The organism is Flavitalea flava, assembly GCF_054461575.1.
Map to the genome: position 1 here is coordinate 1 of NZ_JBTLQH010000053.1, position 18,067 is coordinate 18,067.

The following is an 18,067-nucleotide window of genomic DNA, read 5'->3' on the forward strand; positions in this document are numbered from 1 at the left end:
CAATACAGGAGCGGTTACCAATTGCCGGTTCTCTAAGTTTCCTGGTTCCCTAAGTTTGGGTGGTTCAGGCCACAGGGAAATAGATATGGAAGGTAGCGCCTTCATTTACTATTCCTTCCGCCAGGATAATTCCCTCATGATTCTCCACTATCTTTTTACAGATGGCCAGACCGATACCTGTACCGGCATAGGCGCTTTTGCCATGCAATCGCTGGAATACTTCAAAGATTCGTTCTCTGTATAGCTGGGAAAAACCAATACCGTTATCAGTAACCGATATATGGTAATATCTTTTATCGATTTTGAAGCCGGGGGCATCATTGCCTTCCATCATGCGGACATTGATGCGGATATGAAGAGGAATATCCTGTCTGGCAAATTTGATCGAATTAGAAATGATATTGGTAAACAACTGATGTAATTGGAACGGGATACCATTAAAGGTTGGAAGATATCCCACTTCCATTTCCGCATTTTTTTCCTTCAGGCTTTCTTTCAATTCTTCTTTAATATCGGAGATCACTTCATTCAGATCTGTCTCTTTAAAGATCTTCTCCGTATTGCTGGTGCGGGAATAGGAGAGGATGTCTCCAATAAGGGTCCTCATACGTTCTGCCGCATTTTCCATACGTCCCAGGTATTCCTTTCCTTTATCCGAAAGCTGGTCTTTCTCGGTATCTATCAACCGGCTGGCAAAGGTCTGGATCTTGCGCAAGGGTTCCTGCAGATCATGGCTGGAAATATAGGCGAAAGAACTGAGTTCCTGGTTAACCTTCACCAACACCTCGTTGGCTTGTTTTAATTCCCTTGTTCTTTCCTGAACCTTTCTTTCCAGTTCTTCTTCCATGCTCTTGCGCTCCGTAATATCGGAGGTAATTCCCACCAGTTTAACCAGGCTCCCCGTCTCATCATAGATACCACGGCCGGAAGAGGCTATCCAGCGCAGGGTTTGATCAGGCAGGACAATCCTGTATTCTGCCTGGAATGGCTTTTTATTTTCCAACGCATTATGCAGGGCAGACTCCATTTGAGTTTTGTCTTCCCCGTGAATAGCGCTCAACACCTTCTGCAAGGATATTGGGTTCTGTTCATCCAAAGGAAAACCAAAATTGGCTTTACACCGGTCATTAAAATTGAAAAGGCCCGTTGTGACATCCAGCTCGAATGTTCCCAGCCTTCCCGCATCGAGGGCCAGTTCCAGGGTTTTATTGGTCTTAACGATCTTTTCTTCATTGGACCGTGCTTCTGTGATATCCATCAACGTGCCCAGCATCCGGAGCGGCGTATGGCTGTCATCGAAAATGACCTGGCCTCTCGTTCGTATCCATCTTGTCGTCTGGTCGCGCCATACCACTCTCGCTTCATAATAATAGATTCCCGTTTGTAAAGCCAGTTCAAAGGCCTTTTTAACGATAGGCAGATCGTCAGGGTGAATGTCGCTCCGCATTTGGGGATGACTGATGATTGCAGACGAAGGATACCCGAATATTTCCGCGAGGCGGGGAGAATGAATAATTTCAAGGGTCTGCAGATTGAGGTCCCAGGTCGCCAGACGGGTGCCTTCCGTGGCCAGACGCAAACGTTCTTTGTTGTCCTCTATCTTTTGGCGGGCCTCCACTTTTTCGGTAACATCATTTACCGTGACCATGATCCTTGAAACACTTTTATCTTTTTCAAATAAAGGGGCATATTCATAATCCAGCCAATATTTTTTAAGGCCTTCGGGCCCATTTACAAAGGCTACTGCCTCATTTTCACTATGGGCGATCCCCGTAGACTGTACCTTGTGCAATAAACCGGGGAACTGCTGGCCTTTCAGTTCGGGAAATACATCCAGTAATTTTTTGCCTTGTACTTCATGTAAGGCTCTCTTCCAGATTTTATTCAGCAAGACTTCATTTGCCATTTCGATGATCAGATCTTTTCCCCGGAATATCGTCATGGCAATGGGAGAGCGCGTAACCACATCCCTGAACTGTTTCTCGCTTTCCGCAAGAATATGTTTGGACAATACCTGAGCGGTTACCTCATTGGCTACGACCATAATCCCCGAAGCCTTGCCGCTTTCTGGTCTTTTACCATTGCCGGCATCCTCATATAAAGGCTGATAAATGAAATTAAAATAGGTTGTTTCTTTGTGGCCATGCCGGTTGAGTTGTACTTCGAATTCATTTCCATAGTAGGGTATCCCGGTTTCCAGTACCTGGTTCAATAAAGGCGCTACGGCCTCTTTTACTTCCGGCAAACTTTCAAAAAGAGGTTTCCCTACGAAGGAGGCTTCTGTCCTGTCCACGATCTGTAAATAGGTCGCATTGGCCATTTCCACGATGAACTCTTTTCCGCGGAATATGGTAATGCCGACAGGCGCCTGTTTGACGATGTTCAGGAATAGATTCATGGAACTCTTTTACAGTACAAATTCTTCTTGGGGGAACTGGAGACCATTATTGCCCCAATCTATAGAAAGTACTCTTTCAATCACCCTTTTTAACTGGTGAAAAGTACCCGGCTTCCGGATATACAGGTTGGCCCCTTTTTTATAGACCGTACTAATGGTTTCGGATTGTTGGGATGTGGAAAAGATCACAACAGGGATGTCCTTCAGTTTCTCATTTTGTTTGATCTCGTCCAGGCATTCAAAACCGTTTTTGACCGGCATATTCAAATCCAGGAAGATTACATTCGGGGAAACAGGATCTTTGTCCTGTAATAATTGCATTAATTGCCGGCCATCACCAGCTGTCCTGAGGTTTCGGTTTTCGGGACATATTTCCCTTAACGCGTCCTCAAAAAGAAGACAGTCATCCTCGTCATCATCGGCGAGAAGGATACGTTGACTGCAATTTGGCGTGATTAGCATCTGCCGAAGATACCGATTAATTTTTTCCGATAGCGTATTGAATACCTCCCAGAAGATGTCCCAGATATTTTGGGTCTGCGTATGATTCGTCAGTATGACCCAGCTCGGTGTAAAAAGCTCTTCCGCCTTCATATTCATGATACCAGGCCATCGGATGGTTATCGCCGTTCTCTCCGCCGGTATAGGATTTCTCGTCGATCTTTAAAAGAATGGTAAGGTTAGGATTGAGATATTTGAAGTTATACCATTCGTCAAAACGTTCCCAGGTTTCCGGGAGATCTTTGGTGGCCGGGTTTTCTTTATCGATCACCACGATCCTGGCCTGCTGCTGTTTGGGATGGGATTTAAAATAACCGCCTACCAGATCGCCATACCATTGCCAGTTGTATTCACAATCTGTGGCGGCATGAATACCTACGAACCCTCCGCCGTGATGAATATACTCCTGCAGTGCTTTTTCTTCAGCGGGTCCAAAAACAGTACCTGTGGGGCTAAGGAAGATAAGGGCCGCATATTTTTTCAGAGTTTTTTTGCGGAACCAGGTGGAATCTTCCGTAGCATCCACTTCAAAGCCATTCTCCTGTCCCAGTTTTTGGATGGCGGCTATACCGACGGGAATGCTGGAATGGCGAAACCCGTTGGTCTTGGAAAAGATAAGTACACGGGGTTTGGAAAAAAGTTCCGGTCCGGGCAACCTGCCGGTGGCACTGGTCATAGACAGGCAAACGAAAAGACAAAGAACTCCTGTCAGGTATCGTGAGGGCATGTTTATTCTCATGTGGATGACTTTTTGAACTTCAGGCTTGAAGGTTGTGGTTTGAAGGTTGTTTTACAATTTTCTTATTTTGATATTGCGGTACCAGACTTCATTTCCATGATCCTGCAGATCGATCTTTCCATTGCGGAAGGTCCCGAAATCAGGCCATTGTTTGAACTTGCTGCCGGCAACCATGGTTTTCCAGTTTGCATCCCAAAGAGTAGTGGTCACTACATTCGTTCCATTGAGAAATAGTTTTAGCTGGCCGTTCTTACTTTGGATCTCCACTTCATTCCACTGCCCCACCGGACGGACGGTTTCTTTGGAACTGGCGATCAGGTCATAAAGATCACCGGCGCGGTGTTTGTGAATTTTCCCATCGGAATGTCCGTCATTATCCAATACCTGCATCTCCATGCCGGTATGGTAGGGCTCTTCATATTTGGCGGCATCTTCATGCACATAAAAAATGACTCCGCTATTTCCTTTGGGTGAGATCTTCCATTCCAGTTTGAGATCGAAGTCGCTGTATTCCTGATTGGTCAACAGATCGCCGCCCTGATCCTTTCCCGCGCCTTTATTCAGGTGAATCGTTCCATCCTTTGCTTCCCATTGTGCGAGTACCGTTGTTTTCCCGTAAGTATGCCAACCACTGGTAGTGCTTCCGTCGAACAATAATGACCAACCTTCTTTTTTTTCTTCCGGACTAAGGGTATTGGGCTTTTGTTCAGAAGCTGGATTCGCATTCCTGGAAAAAGGAATGGCTGACATCAGCAGGATGGCAGGTAAAACAAAGAGCGTATTTTTCATACAACGATATTTTATTTTAGAACGGAGTGGTGATTCCTGGCTTACTATTTTTTCAGGGAAAGGATATACTTAACCATCTCATGAATATCTTCTTCTTTTAAAGATGGGTGAGGGGTCATCGGGATGGTTCCCCAAACTCCGCTACCCCCGGAAATGATTTTCTTGACAATTCTGTTGACCGTGGAGTCCGCAGCAGGGCTGTATTTATTGGCCACTTCGCTATATGCTGGTCCGATGGCCGGTCCGCTGGCATCTTTCTGGAGACGGTGACAGGTGGTACAATCACTGCCGCCGATCAGTTCCAATCCTTTTTCATTGGCAGATGCGGTTGCAGGAGCCGTTGCCGCGCCGGCTGTAGCTACCGTATCTTTTTTTGTTTCCGTGGATTTTGTTTCCCCTGAATTGCCGCAGGCGGCGGCCAGGATGGTACAGGATAGAATGACTGCTAATTTCTTCATAATTGCTAAAATTACTGTTTGATGTCTTTACTGATTGATGTCTGCTGTGTCTGTAAATTAATTATGTTTTAAAAACGAAGCCCAAGTTCCGAAATAAATCACTTCAAGCCTAGAATACTGCGATTAAAATTTTCATCGCTGCCCGTATTGGCAAAATCATCGAAGGCTCTCTCCGTTACCCGGATGATATGGTCCTTTATAAAAGGTGCTCCTTCTTTAGCTCCGTCTTCCGGATGTTTGATACAACATTCCCATTCCAGTACTGCCCATCCCTTGAAATCGTATTGGGCCATCTTGCTGAAAATGGATTTAAAATTCACCTGACCATCCCCCAGGGAACGGAAACGACCCGGGCGGTCCACCCATCCCTGATAACCCGCATAAACCCCTTGTTTGCCGGTGGGATTGAATTCGGCATCCTTTACATGGAACATCCTTATCCGTTCGTGATAAATATCGATAAATTCAAGGTAGTTCAGGCATTGCAGCACAAAATGGGAGGGGTCGTAGAGTATACAGGCCCTGGGATGACGGCCAGTATGTTCCCAGAACAGTTCGAAGGAGATGCCGTCATGCAGGTCTTCTCCCGGATGAAGTTCATAACAGAGATCCACTCCATTGCGGTCAAATTCGTTCAAAATCGGTACCCAGCGGGCGGCCAGTTCTTTAAAGCCGGTCTCTACCAATCCGGCAGGACGCTGGGGCCAGGGGTACATGGTGGGCCAAAGCAAAGCGCCGCTGAAAGAGGCATGGGCAATCAGCCCCATGTTCTGTGAAGCCTTTGCAGCATACATTAATTGTTGTACGGCCCATTCCTGGCGGGCTTTTGGGTTATTGTGTACCGCCGCAGGTGCGAATCCGTCGAACTGTGCATCATAGGCCGGATGTACCGCTACCAGCTGCCCCTGCAAATGGGTGGAAAGTTCGGTGATCTGAAGACCGGCTTCCTCTACAATTCCTTTTATTTCCTGGGCATAGGTCTTGCTTTCAGCAGCCTTTTGCAGATCGATACACCGGCTGTCCCAGGTGGGGATCTGAACGCCGATATAACCAAGCCCTGCTGCCCATTTACAGATGGAAGACAGGGAATTGAAAGGAGCCTGATCGCCCAGGAACTGGGCCAGGAATATGCCCGGACCTTTTATTGTTGTCATATTTACTGTTGTTTAATGAATTATTTATTAAGCTGCAGCTTGTAGCCATTTTTTCGGGCTTGCAGCCTGCAGCTGATTTACACTTCGAAAAAGGTCCATTTCTCCAGGCTCTCATTACTGCGAACCACATTGTCGATAAAGGCCATTCCGCGGACACCTTCCGCGACGGTTGGAAAATCCAGGGCTTCCTTGGATGGAGTCGTCCCATCCAGCCTGGCGATCAGGGTAAGGGCGAAATTCCGGTAAAGATTACCGAAAGCCTCCAGATATCCTTCCGGATGACCACCCGGAGTCCGGCAATTATGCAGGGCAAAGGAGGACAGTCTGTCTGTATACCCCGCTCCGGCCCGGTAGATCTGGGCAGGTTGGTCCAGCCATTTTACCAGCAGGGTATTGGGTTCCTGTTGTGCCCATTCCAATCCACCTTTTTCCCCATAGACCCGGATCTTCAGTGCATTCTCTTCTCCTGCCGCTACCTGGGAGGCAATCAGCGTACCGGTTGCCCCATTGTCAAACCGTAATAATACATTACCGTCATCGTCCAGTGCCCGGCCTTCCACCATAATGCTAAGATCGGCGCAGAGCTGTTTGATCTGCAAACCGCTGATATATTCCGCCAGGTGGGCAGCATGTGTACCAATATCTCCCATGCAGCCGCTTTTTCCGGAACGATTGGGATCGGTTCGCCATTCGGCCTGTTTGCTGCCCTCTTTTTCGGACATCCGGCTAAGCCACCCTTGGGGATATTCTACATATATCTTGCGGATCTTCCCAAAAACGCCCTCTTTCACCATCTGACGGGCCTGTTTGACCATGGGATATCCGGCATAGGTATGGGTCAGGCAGAGCAGCAAGCCTGTTTCCGCTACTTTTTTCTGTAATTGTTTGGCTTCGGCCAGGGAAAAGGTCATCGGTTTTTCGATCACCACATGAAAACCTTTTTCCAGGGCGAGCATGGCCGGTCCGAAATGGGCATGGTTAGGCGTGACAATGACCACAAAATCCATTCTTTCCTCCGCAGGCAGTTTATTTTCCTTCTCCATCATCTCCTCATAAGAAAGATAGATCCTGTTCTCCGGAAGGAATAAAGCAAGACCGGACTCCCGCGAATTGTCAGGGTTGCTGCTGAAGGCACCGCATACCAATTCAATCAGTCCGTCCATATTGGCAGCTATTCGGTGAACGGCTCCGATAAAGGCATTTTTGCCTCCGCCGATCATTCCCATTCTGAGTTTTCTGTGCATAGTATTTTGTTAAGGATTCAGTATTCTATTAATTATATATGTTTTACTATAAAATTGCCGGGTGCAATTTTAATATTTCTTTATGGAAATCGGATATTATTTAAACAATTATACGTTCTTTTGAAAAAAATGTCACCTTAACAGTATATTACAGGATAGTTATTTAAAAATAAAAATTAAATTTACGGGTCTTTTTGAAAAGGTTAAGGACATTCATTGATTTTACCGGTTTTGCCCGGCAGTACTCTGTTCAAAACTATATATTGACTAACGACTCTAAACTTACTAAACCAACTTGCCATGACTCCCAGCATTCAGCGTAATAAATTATTTGTAGCCAGTTGCCTGGCTTTGTTAGTAACCTCTCTTTCTTTCGGCATCCGGGCTGGGATACTGAACGATCTGGGCGTTCAATTCCATCTCAGTGCATCAGAATTGGGTACCATTGCCGCCACTGCCTTCTGGGGATTTCCCCTGGCCATTATCATCGGGGGCTTTGTCGTCGATATCATCGGTATGAAGAAATTGCTTGTATTGGCTTTTATCTTTCATTTAGTGGGTATCCTGCTTACGATTTTCGCGGGGGGCTACTGGACCCTTTTCCTGTCCACCTTACTCATCGGTATTGCCAACGGTACAGTGGAAGCAGCCTGTAATCCACTGGTCGCCTCCTTATTTACGGATAACAAGACCACCAAACTGAACCATTTTCATCTTTGGTTCCCTGGTGGTATTGTAATAGGGACCCTGATTGTATTTGGTCTGAATAAGCTGGGTGTTAGCTGGCAGGTGGAAGTTGGAACCATGCTGCTCCCAACCCTTATCTACGGATATCTTTTCAGTAAACTGGAATTCCCTGTGACCGAAAGGGTCGCTGCAGGGATATCCAATTCCGAAATGTATAAGGCCCTTTTTACCCCACTGTTCCTTTTTATGATCATTTGTATGTTCGGGACAGCCATTACAGAACTGTTTACCGGTCAATGGATCGATGTACTTCTGAAAAATGTTACGGATAATGCATTGTTAATCCTCACCCTTGAAACTGGTGTGATGGTTGTCGGAAGAGCCTTTGCCGGACCTGTGGTCCATCGTTTCTCACCACAGGGGGTGTTGCTTATTTCCGCAGTACTGGCGGCTACAGGACTCTATCTGTTAGGCCATACTACCGGTGATATGGTTTTTGTCGGCGCCCTGGTTTTTGGAATGGGTGTCTGTTATTTCTGGCCTACCATGATCGGGTTCGTAGCAGAGAATCTGCCGCGTACGGGGGCTGTAGGGCTGAATCTGATAGGGGGGGCGGGTATGTTCGCCGTATCTCTGTATATGATCTTTATGGGCGGCCATTATGATAAACTGATTGCGGAAAAATTACCTGCCGGTGCCGAAGCTTCCTCTTATTACAATGCAGCCCCGGGGACGGAAATGGCTGCAGTTCTTGGAGAGGCCAAAAAAGCGGCCGGGCCGGAAGTGCTTAATTTCACCCTCACGATACCTTTGATCCTGATCTTGTTTTTTGCGGGATTGACCATTTATATGCGGGGAAAAAAGAAAGCAGGTCACACAGCCCTGGCTGCCTGAGGGGCAGGATCATAACAAGAAAAATAGCCGTTAATCCGATTTTAATGCCCCTGCACGTTAATTAGCCGTGAGGGTATGATAAGATTTTGTAACTTAATTTATAATACTGACTGAAACGATTTTATGTCTAACCAACCCTCAAGACGCGTTGCCATTAAGAATATCATTGCCGGTACAACCGCAATGGGAGCCGCAGGCATGTTTTCATCCCTCGGTGCTTCAGCGTCGGAAGATAAAAAAAGCTATAAATTGAAAGGAAATATCAATCACTCCGTTTGCCGCTGGTGTTATGGAGATATCCCCCTGGAAGATTTTTGTATTGGCGTTAAAAAGATAGGGATCCCGGCAATCGACCTGGTAGGACCGGCCGACTGGCCCGTTCTTCAAAAACACGGGCTTTTTTCCTCCATGTGCAACGGGGCTGAGATCAGCCTGACCAAAGGATTCAATCATACCGAGAATCATCCCGTTCTCCTTAAGAATTATACGGAACATATCGACCTGGTCGCAAAGGCCGGGTATAAAAATCTGATCTGTTTCAGCGGAAACCGTGATGGCATGGATGATGAGACTGGTCTTAAGAATTGCGTGGAAGGTCTGAAACAGATCCTGGGTCAGGCAGAAAAACAAGGCGTAATTATCCAGATGGAATTACTGAACAGCAAGGTCGATCATCACGATCAGATGAACGACAACACCAAATGGGGCGTCGAACTGGTGAAAAGAGTGGGATCGGAAAACTTTAAATTGTTGTATGATATTTATCATATGCAAATCGACGAAGGGGATGTGATCCGTACCATCAATAATAATCACCAGTATTTCGGTCATTATCACACCGGCGGTGTTCCGGGAAGACATGAGATCGACGATACCCAGGAACTTTATTATCCTGCTATCATGAAGGCAATCGTTGCCACCGGATTTAAGGACTATGTAGCCCAGGAGTTCATTCCGGCAAAGGAAGATAAACTGAAGTCCCTGAAGAATGCGATCAAGATCTGTGATGTATAATATGATTAGTCGGACATTGAGTTAACACAAACATAAAAAAACACCAATATGGCTGAAAATACGTATGACGCAATTGTGATAGGCTCGGGGATCAGCGGAGGATGGGCTGCGAAGGAGCTTACCGAAAAGGGGCTGAAGGTGATCATGCTGGAACGCGGACGGAATATCGAGCATATCAAAGATTATGTAAATGCCAATAAAGAAGCCTGGGATTATCCCCATCACGGCAGACGTACCCAGGAAATGATTAAGGATTACCCGGTACTCAAAAGGGACTATCCCCTGAATGAGACCAACCTGGACTTTTGGGTAAAGGACAGCGAGTGTCCCTACACGGAAGTAAAACGTTTTGACTGGTTCAGGGGCTATCATGTCGGTGGCCGTTCCCTGATGTGGGGGCGCCAGAGTTATCGCTGGAGCGATCTGGATTTCGAAGCCAATGCGAAAGATGGCATCGCCGTCGATTGGCCTATCCGTTACAAGGATATTGCTCCCTGGTATGATCATGCAGAAAAATTTGCGGGCATCAGCGGAACCCGGGATGGGCTGCCTCAACTTCCGGACGGTCATTTTTTGCCGGCTATGGACATGACCTGCGTGGAAAAAGACGTGGCAGCACGCCTGAAAGATCATTACAAAGGCGCCCGCGCCATGATCATAGGGCGCACGGCCAATATAACGGTGCCGCATGAGGGAAGACCCGGATGCCAGTTCAGGAATAAGTGCTGGTTGGGTTGTCCCTTCGGCGGTTATTTCAGCACGCAATCCTCAACCCTGCCGGCAGCCGTGAAGACGGGCAACCTGACCCTGCGGCCTTTTTCCATCGTCACTAAGATCATCTACGATAAAAATACTAAGAAAGCGACCGGCGTGGAAGTGCTGGACGCCGAAACGAATAAGACCTATGTCTATAATGCGAAGATCATTTTCCTGAACGCATCCACCCTGAACAGCGCCTGGGTCCTGATGAACTCCGCCACCGATATCTGGCCCGATGGGTTGGGCAGCAGCAGCGGGGAACTGGGACATAACCTGATGGACCACCATTTGGGAGTAGGTGCGGCAGGAGAAGTAGAAGGATATGAAGATAAATATTATTCCGGCCGCCGGGCAAATGGCGTTTATATACCCCGCTACCGGAACCTGTTCGGAGACAAACGGGATTACCTGCGCGGATTCGGTTACCAGGGCGGCGGAGGCCGGGAAGGCTATAGTCACGAGATAGCTGAATACAGTATTGGAAAAGAGTTCAAGGAAGCGCTCACCGAACCGGGCCCCTGGAGAATGAATATCGGAGGCTTCGGAGAGATCCTGCCTTACCATGAGAATAAAGTAACCCTGGATAAAACGAAAAAAGATAAATGGGGGCTTAATGTTTTGTCTATCGATTCCGAATGGAAGGAGAATGAACGGAAGATGCGTATCGATATGAAGAATGATGCCATCGAGATGCTGGAAGCCGTCGGTGTTAAGAATGTCAAGGGACATGACGGGGACGGAACGATCGGCCGGGGCATTCATGAAATGGGAACGGCCCGCATGGGGAAAGACCCAAAGACCTCTGTCGTCAATTCTCATAACCAGGTATGGGATGCAAAGAATGTATTTGTCACGGACGGCTCCTTCATGACCTCAGCCGCCTGTGTGAATCCTTCCCTTACCTATATGGCTATGACGGCAAGAGCCGCTGACTTTGCCGTTAGCGAACTTAAAAAGGGGAATCTTTAATCAGTTTATTAACCGCTAATTATTAAATCACGAAATATGAACAGAAGAGATGCATTATCCAGGGTGGCGCTACTTTTAGGCGGCACTGTTCTCGGGGCGGAGGTTTTTTTATCCGGTTGTACGAACACCGACAAAAACATCGGCGCGGCGGGTATGAATTTCTCGAATGATGATGTCGCCTTTCTCGATGAAGTGGCCGAGACCATCCTGCCGGCAACAAATACGCCCGGAGCCAAGGAAGCCAAGGTGGGTGAATTTATGACACGCATCGTTCGTGATTGTTATACGGAGAACGATCAGAAAGTTTTCCTGGAAGGGATGAAGAAGCTGAATGAAGCCAGCAGGAAAAAGAACAGCAAATCCTTCATGGACAGTACTCCTGAAGAAAGACATAATTTACTGGTGGATCTCGACAAGGAACAGAAGGACTATGGCGCAAAGAAAAAACCGGAAGACCCGACCCATTATTTCCGTATGATGAAGGAACTCACGCTCTGGGGTTATTTCACTTCCGAACCTGGTGCGACTAAGGCTCTCCGTTATGTAGCCGTTCCCGGAAAATATGTCGGTTGTACCGATTATAAAAAAGGAGATAAAGCCTGGGCAACCAGTTAGAATTTTCGTACCCCTGTTACTGAGATTTATTTAACTGGTTTTCCTATTCAGATAATTTTCCCGTTGCTTCTTTTACAGGTAACGGGATTTTTTTTGCTTTTTTTTATGATTTCCGACGTACGGTTAAAAAATCCTTCGAGACCGTTCCCGTCATGATTCCCGATGTATCCCTTCCCTTCTGAAGAAGCCTCACGGTAAATTCACAGATGTAAAAATGATGGTCTTCGTAGTAGGTGACATCCAGTACCTCGAATCTTTCCCTGGTAGAATCATATCCGTTCTCATGTTGTAAATAGGTTAACATGGAACTTTTTAAATGTTCCTGCAATTGTTCCTTCCCTTCAGCGGGGGATAATTTCCTTTTGCAACCGATTGCAAATAGCCCAGCGATATAAAGTTTTAATATCGTGTTTATTAGAATTCGCATGTTTGTGTTTTTAAAATTGATTGCATACTTTTTGGGGATTGTCAAATGTAAAAATAGGAGTTGGCATTAGTAGGATTATTAAGGGTAAACATATAGGCTGAAAAAATAATATCAGCAAATGTTAAAATAGTATTAAAGTTTAACGCTTTTTAAAATTATATTCGTTTCTAATTAGGATTTTTTTTAACCATTCAAAACGTCTCTCTTTTTATGCCATTCAAAACTAACGTTGCTGCCATTGGCTGCTGCTTAGCATTTATGCTATTGTCTGCAAGCAGCCTTTTTGCTCAAAAACAAATTACCGGTAAAATCTTCAATAATGCAGATAAACAGCCGCTAGCCGGAGCGACTATTCAGGTAAAAGGGACTAAGGTCGCTACCCAATCAGCTTCAGACGGTAGCTTTACCATCACACCGCCAAATGATAATAATACAGGTGTTTTAGTTATCTCTTCGGTGGGATTTACCCGGCTGGAGATTCCTTTTTCAGGAAGGAGCACGGTTGGAGAAATTATGTTATCCAATACCGGAGCTTCACTTAATGAAATCGTAGTGACCGGATACACCTCCCAACGGAAAAAGGATATTACGGGGTCTGTTTCCGTTGTGGATGTCAAAAGCCTCAAATCGGTTCCCTCTGGTACAACCGAAGCCCTCTTACAGGGTCAGGCGCCGGGGGTAACGGTAATCAATTCCGGGGTTCCCGGCGGGGGTAGTAACGTTAGGATCAGGGGTATTACTTCCTTCGGTAATTCCGATCCCCTGGTCATTATAGACGGAACACCCGGAAGTCTTCATGACCTGAATGTGAACGATATCGAGTCTCTTCAGGTCTTGAAAGATGCCGGCGCGGCAGCCATCTATGGTGTACGGGGCTCCAATGGAGTCGTCATTGTAACGACCAAAAGAGGCAAGCAGGGCAAGACGCAGATAAGCTATGACGGGTATATGGGCTCACAAAGGCCCCTTTCCGGTAATGTGTTTAATATCGCCAATCCTACGGAGACGGCCAATGCGGTATGGCAGGAATTTGCCAACAGCGGGCTGCCTATCAATACCACTACGTATAAGAACAGCCAATATGGATATGGAACCACACCGGTTATCCCGGACTATATTACCCCCACTGCGGGAAAAAACGGTGACCCGAATACAGACCCTTCCACCTATGCCTTATACAGCAACCAGATCACGAAGGCCAATAAAAATGGAACAGATTGGTTTCATACTATTTTCAAACCTGCCATTATCCAAAGCCATACGGTATCGGGCAGCGGCGGAAATGAGAAAAATCTCTATTACTTTTCCCTGGGATACCTGGACCAGCAGGGTACCATGCTCAATACCTATTTGAAACGGTATACTGCCAGGATCAATACTACCTTTAATGTGAAGGACCATGTCCGTATAGGGGAAAATGCTTTTATTATCTACCGGCGTAACCCCGGTTTCCAAAATAATAACCTGAATGAAGGCAATGCGATCTCCCATTCTTATCGGGAAGATGCGATCATACCGGTCCTCGATATCAAGGGCAATTTTGCCGGTACGAATTCCAAAGGATTGGGTAATCCGCAGAACCCCTTTGCTATTCAGACCCGGGCAACAGGTGCCAATACAAATGACTGGCAGATGAACGGCAATGTATTTGCAGAAGTTGATTTCTTAAAGCATTTTACGGCCCGCTCCAGCTTTGGGGGAACCGTGGAGAATATTTATAATACCCAGTTCGGCCCCACTTTCTATGAGAATGCGGAGAACAATAGCAATCCGAATACCTATTCTGAAATATCCGGATATGGCAGTAACTGGGCTTGGACCAATACCCTGAAGTATTCGAATAAATTTGACAGGCATTCTATTTCCGTTATCGTCGGTTCGGAAGCCATTAAAAATTTTACAAGGGTCATGGCGGCCAGCAGAGGTAGTTATTATATTACCAACCCTGCGAATTTAACGGTTGATCCCAACCTCTGGACCCTTAATTTTGGTAGCCCCAGCGGTCAGACCAATACCTCCACTATTGCTGGCGTCACCTATCCCATCCAGAGTTCTTTGTATTCTCTTTTCGGCAGGGTAGACTACACGTATAATGATAAGTATATCCTAAGCGGTACTTTACGCCGGGATGGTTCTTCCATATTTTTACCTGACCAACGTTTTGGGGTTTTCCCGTCCGTTACAGTAGGTTGGAGGATCTCAAAGGAAGATTTCCTAAAGGATGTTTCCTGGCTGAGCGACCTGAAACTCCGCGGCGGTTGGGGTAAACTGGGCTCCCTCAGTAATGCCAGAACCACGAATGCCTTCAGCTTATTCGGACAGTCAGCCCCATTTTCTTCTTATGACATCAATGGAACAGGCGGATCAGGCACATCCCTGGGAACTTATGCCAGCCAGTTTGGCAACCCGGTCACTACCTGGGAACAGGATAAGATCACGAATATTGCCATCGACGGAGCAATCCTGAATAACAACCTGGAATTCACGATCGAGTGGTATAAAAAAACCGTTAGCGGCCTCTTGTTCAATGCACCGATCGCTGCCACGGCCGGTGGCGCTGTTGTTCCTTTCACCAATACAGGAAATGTTGAAAATACAGGAATCGACCTGGCGCTTACTTATCATGGGACAGTGAACAGAGATCTTAAATTTGATATAACAGCCGATTTTACTTCTTACAAAAACAAGGTGATCGGTTTGGCGAACGGAGTAAAATATCAGGATAAGACCAGTGCCGGCTCCAATCGTTTTGGCGCTTTCACCAGGTTAATGCCGGGACAGCCGGTGGGTGAATTCTTTGGGTATGAAGTGGCGGGTATATTCAAAGATGCCGGGGAAGTCACGAAGGCCAACCAACAGGATGCGGCTGTGGGCCGTTTCAAATACAAGGACATTAACGGAGATGGCAAGATCACCGATAAGGACAGGACCTTCTTTGGGAATCCTAATCCAAAATTTACGACCGGCTTAAGCATTGGGGCTTCCTATAAAGGATTCGATTTCTCCACCTTCTTTTATGCTTCTGTTGGCAATGACGTAATCAACTATGTAAAATACTGGACGGATTTCCCCCAGGTTTTCGATGCGGCTATGAGTAAGGATGCTGCCCTGCATTCATTTGGACAGCCGGGCTGGAACGGAAAAACACCAATCCTGGAGAGGTCCGCCAATTTCAGCAATACCACGGTTTTCAATTCTTATTATAAAGAGAACGGTTCTTACCTGAGATGTAAACAATTGCAATTCGGTTATAGTATCCCGGTTTCCCACCTTAACCGTTTCGGTTTAGCAAGATTCAGGGTGTATGTTCAAGTTGCCAACCTGTTCACGATCACAAAATATACCGGACTCGATCCTGAATTACAGACCTCAGACCTGAATAATAATACCAATTTCGGTATTGATTTCGGTAACTATCCGGCCAACCAGAAAAACTATAACCTGGGTGTTCAGATCACCTTTTAATTGAACCAAATTATTTCTATTTTAATAAAGAGCTTATATGAAAAGAATACACTATAAATTTATCATCCCGGGGGTTCTGCTTGCGCTTACTGTCTCCTTTTCCTGCAGCCATGAATTCCTGAATAAACAACCCCAGGGAGCCTTGCAGCCCTCCACCCTTTCCAATACTGCGGGTGTCAAATCCCTGCTGATAGGTGCCTATGCCATGCTGGACGGCGAAGGCGGTGCAACCTCCGGTCTTGCATTCGGTTCCGGGCCGGACAACTGGGTGTTTGGAAGTGTCGTCGCCGATGACGCGTATAAAGGATCAACGCCTTCCGATCAGGGAGATATCGTTGCCCTGGAGACCTGGTCAACGTCAAGCGCCTCGAATTCTTACCTGGAAAGTAAATGGCAAGCCATCTATGACGGTGTCCAGCGCTCCAATGATGTCATACGCACGATTGCCCTGGCTTCGGATATGACCCCGGAAAACCACCGGGAATTGACGGCAGAAGCACGTTTTTTAAGGGGGTATTATCATTTTGAGGCTAAGAAAATCTGGGCAAATGTACCTTATGTAGGGGATTCGATAACCTATCCCAAGCATAATTTCAATCTTCCCAATACGGTGGATATCTGGCCCAATATAGAAGCCGATTTTCAATTCGCCATAGACAGTTTGAATGAAACACAGAATGATAAAGGTCGTGTCAACAAATGGGCTGCCATGGCCTTCCTGGCAAAGGCCTATATGTATGAACTTCAATATGCCAAGGCCAAAGCCCTGCTGGATCAATTGTTGACCGTGGGGGTGACGACACAAGGCAGTAAATATGGGTGGAACCCCGGTGGATATTCTAATAATTTCAACCCGCTTGCAAGTGCCAAGAACAGCGCGGAAGTAGTATTTGCCGTTCAAATGTCCGTCAATGACGGCTCGGTCACCAATGGTAATTATGGCAACGTATTGAATTTCCCAAATGATGGAAGCGGTCCCGGCGGTTGCTGTGGATTCGACAACCCCTCCATCAATTTAGCCAACGCCTATAAGACAGATGCAAACGGCCTCCCCATGCTCGATACTTTCAATGACGGCCAGGCCATCGATTCCGCTACCAAATATCCCGGCACACTCGACCCCCGGATAGACATGGTAATGGGAAGACCCGGTATCGCTTACCTGGATTTTGGTCCTCACCAAGGAGGAAAATGGGTGCGTGATGGAACAGATGGTTATTTCAGCCCAAAGAAAAATGTTTATGCTTTAAGTCAGAAAGGGTCACAGTCTTCCACGGAGACCAGTTTCTGGGGTCCTACGCAAATCGTAGCCAATAATGTGAATGTTATTCGTTATTCAGACTTGTTGCTCTGGGCGGCCGAATGCGAAGTGCAGGTCGGGGATCCTACTATTGCTTTGGGCTATGTGAACCAGGTTCGCAACCGGATTGCAGATCATCCTGAAACCTGGGTGTATAAAAGTAATGCCAGCTTTGATCCGGGAAGCTATACCTATAAACAAAATGCCAATCAACCTGTTTATCAACTGGCTGATAATTACAAAATAAAGCCTTACCCTGCCAATGCTTTTTCGGATAAGGCCTATGCGATGAAGGCTATCCGCTTTGAAAGAAGGCTGGAGCTGGCGGAAGAAGGACATCGTTTCTTTGACCTGCAACGCTGGAATAAGGATACGAATTATCCCCTGGATATGGCAGCCGTATTGAACGCTTACCAATCCGTTGAAAAAACAAGGGCAAGTATTTTCAGTGTGAACCCCGGTGCGCAATTCCATAAAGGAACCAATGAGATCTATCCTATTCCTCAGGCAGAGATCGACCTGGAAAATGCGACAGGCACCGTGATCCTGCATCAGAACATGGGATATTAGTACGGATCCTGTATGGGCTTGTATGCGCCTATATACGCCTGTATGCGATGAGGTATAACAGCATTCAACTTTTTGCAATATAGT

The 18,067-nt window shown here is 46.5% G+C and carries 14 protein-coding genes; 6 read left to right on the top strand and 8 right to left on the bottom strand.

Going from position 1 to position 18,067, the window contains the following annotated elements:
* Nucleotides 1-64 precede the first annotated feature (64 nt).
* The 7 genes from ACX0G9_RS27670 to ACX0G9_RS27700 all read right to left on the bottom strand — a co-directional run bounded on the left by ACX0G9_RS27670 (nucleotide 65) and on the right by ACX0G9_RS27700 (nucleotide 7,283).
* The gene (locus ACX0G9_RS27670) at nucleotides 65-2,398 is read right to left on the bottom strand and encodes a PAS domain-containing protein (protein ID WP_459068224.1); all 2,334 of its coding nucleotides are present in this window, start codon (nucleotides 2,396-2,398) and stop codon (nucleotides 65-67) included.
* A 9-nt stretch (nucleotides 2,399-2,407) separates the two neighbouring features.
* On the bottom strand, nucleotides 2,408-2,860 hold the full coding sequence (locus tag ACX0G9_RS27675; protein ID WP_459068225.1) for a response regulator: 453 nt from the start codon (nucleotides 2,858-2,860) through the stop codon (nucleotides 2,408-2,410).
* A gap of 16 nt (nucleotides 2,861-2,876) precedes the next feature.
* On the bottom strand, nucleotides 2,877-3,638 hold the full coding sequence (locus ACX0G9_RS27680; protein ID WP_459068226.1) for a ThuA domain-containing protein: 762 nt from the start codon (nucleotides 3,636-3,638) through the stop codon (nucleotides 2,877-2,879).
* A gap of 51 nt (nucleotides 3,639-3,689) precedes the next feature.
* Nucleotides 3,690-4,427, bottom strand: coding sequence for a 3-keto-disaccharide hydrolase (locus tag ACX0G9_RS27685; RefSeq protein ID WP_459068227.1), 738 nt, complete (start codon nucleotides 4,425-4,427; stop codon nucleotides 3,690-3,692).
* Between the two features lie 44 nt (nucleotides 4,428-4,471).
* Nucleotides 4,472-4,885 carry a c-type cytochrome gene (locus ACX0G9_RS27690; protein WP_459068228.1) on the bottom strand — a complete coding sequence of 138 codons (414 nt, stop codon included), beginning with the start codon at nucleotides 4,883-4,885 and terminating at the stop codon, nucleotides 4,472-4,474.
* 98 nt (nucleotides 4,886-4,983) lie between these two features.
* Nucleotides 4,984-6,039 carry a sugar phosphate isomerase/epimerase family protein gene (locus ACX0G9_RS27695; protein ID WP_459068229.1) on the bottom strand — a complete coding sequence of 352 codons (1,056 nt, stop codon included), beginning with the start codon at nucleotides 6,037-6,039 and terminating at the stop codon, nucleotides 4,984-4,986.
* A gap of 77 nt (nucleotides 6,040-6,116) precedes the next feature.
* A complete protein-coding gene (locus ACX0G9_RS27700; RefSeq protein WP_459068230.1) occupies nucleotides 6,117-7,283 on the bottom strand; it encodes a Gfo/Idh/MocA family protein in 1,167 nt (388 codons plus the stop codon).
* Nucleotides 7,284-7,583: 300 nt separating this feature from the next.
* Here ACX0G9_RS27700 and ACX0G9_RS27705 point away from each other — a divergent pair, with 300 nt between their 5' ends.
* From ACX0G9_RS27705 to ACX0G9_RS27720, 4 genes are all read left to right on the top strand, one after another.
* On the top strand, nucleotides 7,584-8,864 hold the full coding sequence (locus ACX0G9_RS27705) for an MFS transporter (RefSeq protein WP_459068231.1): 1,281 nt from the start codon (nucleotides 7,584-7,586) through the stop codon (nucleotides 8,862-8,864).
* Between the two features lie 123 nt (nucleotides 8,865-8,987).
* Nucleotides 8,988-9,878, top strand: coding sequence for a hydroxypyruvate isomerase family protein (locus ACX0G9_RS27710; protein WP_459068232.1), 891 nt, complete (start codon nucleotides 8,988-8,990; stop codon nucleotides 9,876-9,878).
* 48 nt (nucleotides 9,879-9,926) lie between these two features.
* Complete coding sequence (locus ACX0G9_RS27715; RefSeq protein ID WP_459068233.1) at nucleotides 9,927-11,606, top strand: GMC oxidoreductase; 1,680 nt, start codon at nucleotides 9,927-9,929, stop codon at nucleotides 11,604-11,606.
* A 36-nt stretch (nucleotides 11,607-11,642) separates the two neighbouring features.
* On the top strand, nucleotides 11,643-12,221 hold the full coding sequence (locus tag ACX0G9_RS27720) for a gluconate 2-dehydrogenase subunit 3 family protein (protein WP_459068234.1): 579 nt from the start codon (nucleotides 11,643-11,645) through the stop codon (nucleotides 12,219-12,221).
* A 103-nt stretch (nucleotides 12,222-12,324) separates the two neighbouring features.
* On the opposite strand, the gene ACX0G9_RS27725 is transcribed toward ACX0G9_RS27720, so the two are convergent.
* Nucleotides 12,325-12,648 carry a hypothetical protein gene (locus tag ACX0G9_RS27725; RefSeq protein WP_459068235.1) on the bottom strand — a complete coding sequence of 108 codons (324 nt, stop codon included), beginning with the start codon at nucleotides 12,646-12,648 and terminating at the stop codon, nucleotides 12,325-12,327.
* A gap of 210 nt (nucleotides 12,649-12,858) precedes the next feature.
* On the opposite strand from ACX0G9_RS27725, the gene ACX0G9_RS27730 reads away from it, so the two are divergent.
* The gene (locus ACX0G9_RS27730) at nucleotides 12,859-16,113 is read left to right on the top strand and encodes a SusC/RagA family TonB-linked outer membrane protein (protein ID WP_459068236.1); all 3,255 of its coding nucleotides are present in this window, start codon (nucleotides 12,859-12,861) and stop codon (nucleotides 16,111-16,113) included.
* 37 nt (nucleotides 16,114-16,150) lie between these two features.
* On the top strand, nucleotides 16,151-17,983 hold the full coding sequence (locus ACX0G9_RS27735) for a RagB/SusD family nutrient uptake outer membrane protein (protein WP_459068237.1): 1,833 nt from the start codon (nucleotides 16,151-16,153) through the stop codon (nucleotides 17,981-17,983).
* Nucleotides 17,984-18,067: the final 84 nt, after the last annotated feature.

Excerpts from the sequence above, each read along its gene's own strand:
- ACX0G9_RS27670 (WP_459068224.1), bottom strand. The coding sequence starts at position 2,398 with ATGAATCTATTCCTGAACATCGTCAAACAGGCGCCTGTCGGCATTACC.
- ACX0G9_RS27675 (WP_459068225.1), bottom strand. The coding sequence starts at position 2,860 with ATGCTAATCACGCCAAATTGCAGTCAACGTATCCTTCTCGCCGATGAT.
- ACX0G9_RS27680 (WP_459068226.1), bottom strand. The coding sequence starts at position 3,638 with ATGAGAATAAACATGCCCTCACGATACCTGACAGGAGTTCTTTGTCTT.
- ACX0G9_RS27685 (WP_459068227.1), bottom strand. The coding sequence starts at position 4,427 with ATGAAAAATACGCTCTTTGTTTTACCTGCCATCCTGCTGATGTCAGCC.
- ACX0G9_RS27690 (WP_459068228.1), bottom strand. The coding sequence starts at position 4,885 with ATGAAGAAATTAGCAGTCATTCTATCCTGTACCATCCTGGCCGCCGCC.
- ACX0G9_RS27695 (WP_459068229.1), bottom strand. The coding sequence starts at position 6,039 with ATGACAACAATAAAAGGTCCGGGCATATTCCTGGCCCAGTTCCTGGGC.
- ACX0G9_RS27700 (WP_459068230.1), bottom strand. The coding sequence starts at position 7,283 with ATGCACAGAAAACTCAGAATGGGAATGATCGGCGGAGGCAAAAATGCC.
- ACX0G9_RS27705 (WP_459068231.1), top strand. The coding sequence starts at position 7,584 with ATGACTCCCAGCATTCAGCGTAATAAATTATTTGTAGCCAGTTGCCTG.
- ACX0G9_RS27710 (WP_459068232.1), top strand. The coding sequence starts at position 8,988 with ATGTCTAACCAACCCTCAAGACGCGTTGCCATTAAGAATATCATTGCC.
- ACX0G9_RS27715 (WP_459068233.1), top strand. The coding sequence starts at position 9,927 with ATGGCTGAAAATACGTATGACGCAATTGTGATAGGCTCGGGGATCAGC.
- ACX0G9_RS27720 (WP_459068234.1), top strand. The coding sequence starts at position 11,643 with ATGAACAGAAGAGATGCATTATCCAGGGTGGCGCTACTTTTAGGCGGC.
- ACX0G9_RS27725 (WP_459068235.1), bottom strand. The coding sequence starts at position 12,648 with ATGCGAATTCTAATAAACACGATATTAAAACTTTATATCGCTGGGCTA.
- ACX0G9_RS27730 (WP_459068236.1), top strand. The coding sequence starts at position 12,859 with ATGCCATTCAAAACTAACGTTGCTGCCATTGGCTGCTGCTTAGCATTT.
- ACX0G9_RS27735 (WP_459068237.1), top strand. The coding sequence starts at position 16,151 with ATGAAAAGAATACACTATAAATTTATCATCCCGGGGGTTCTGCTTGCG.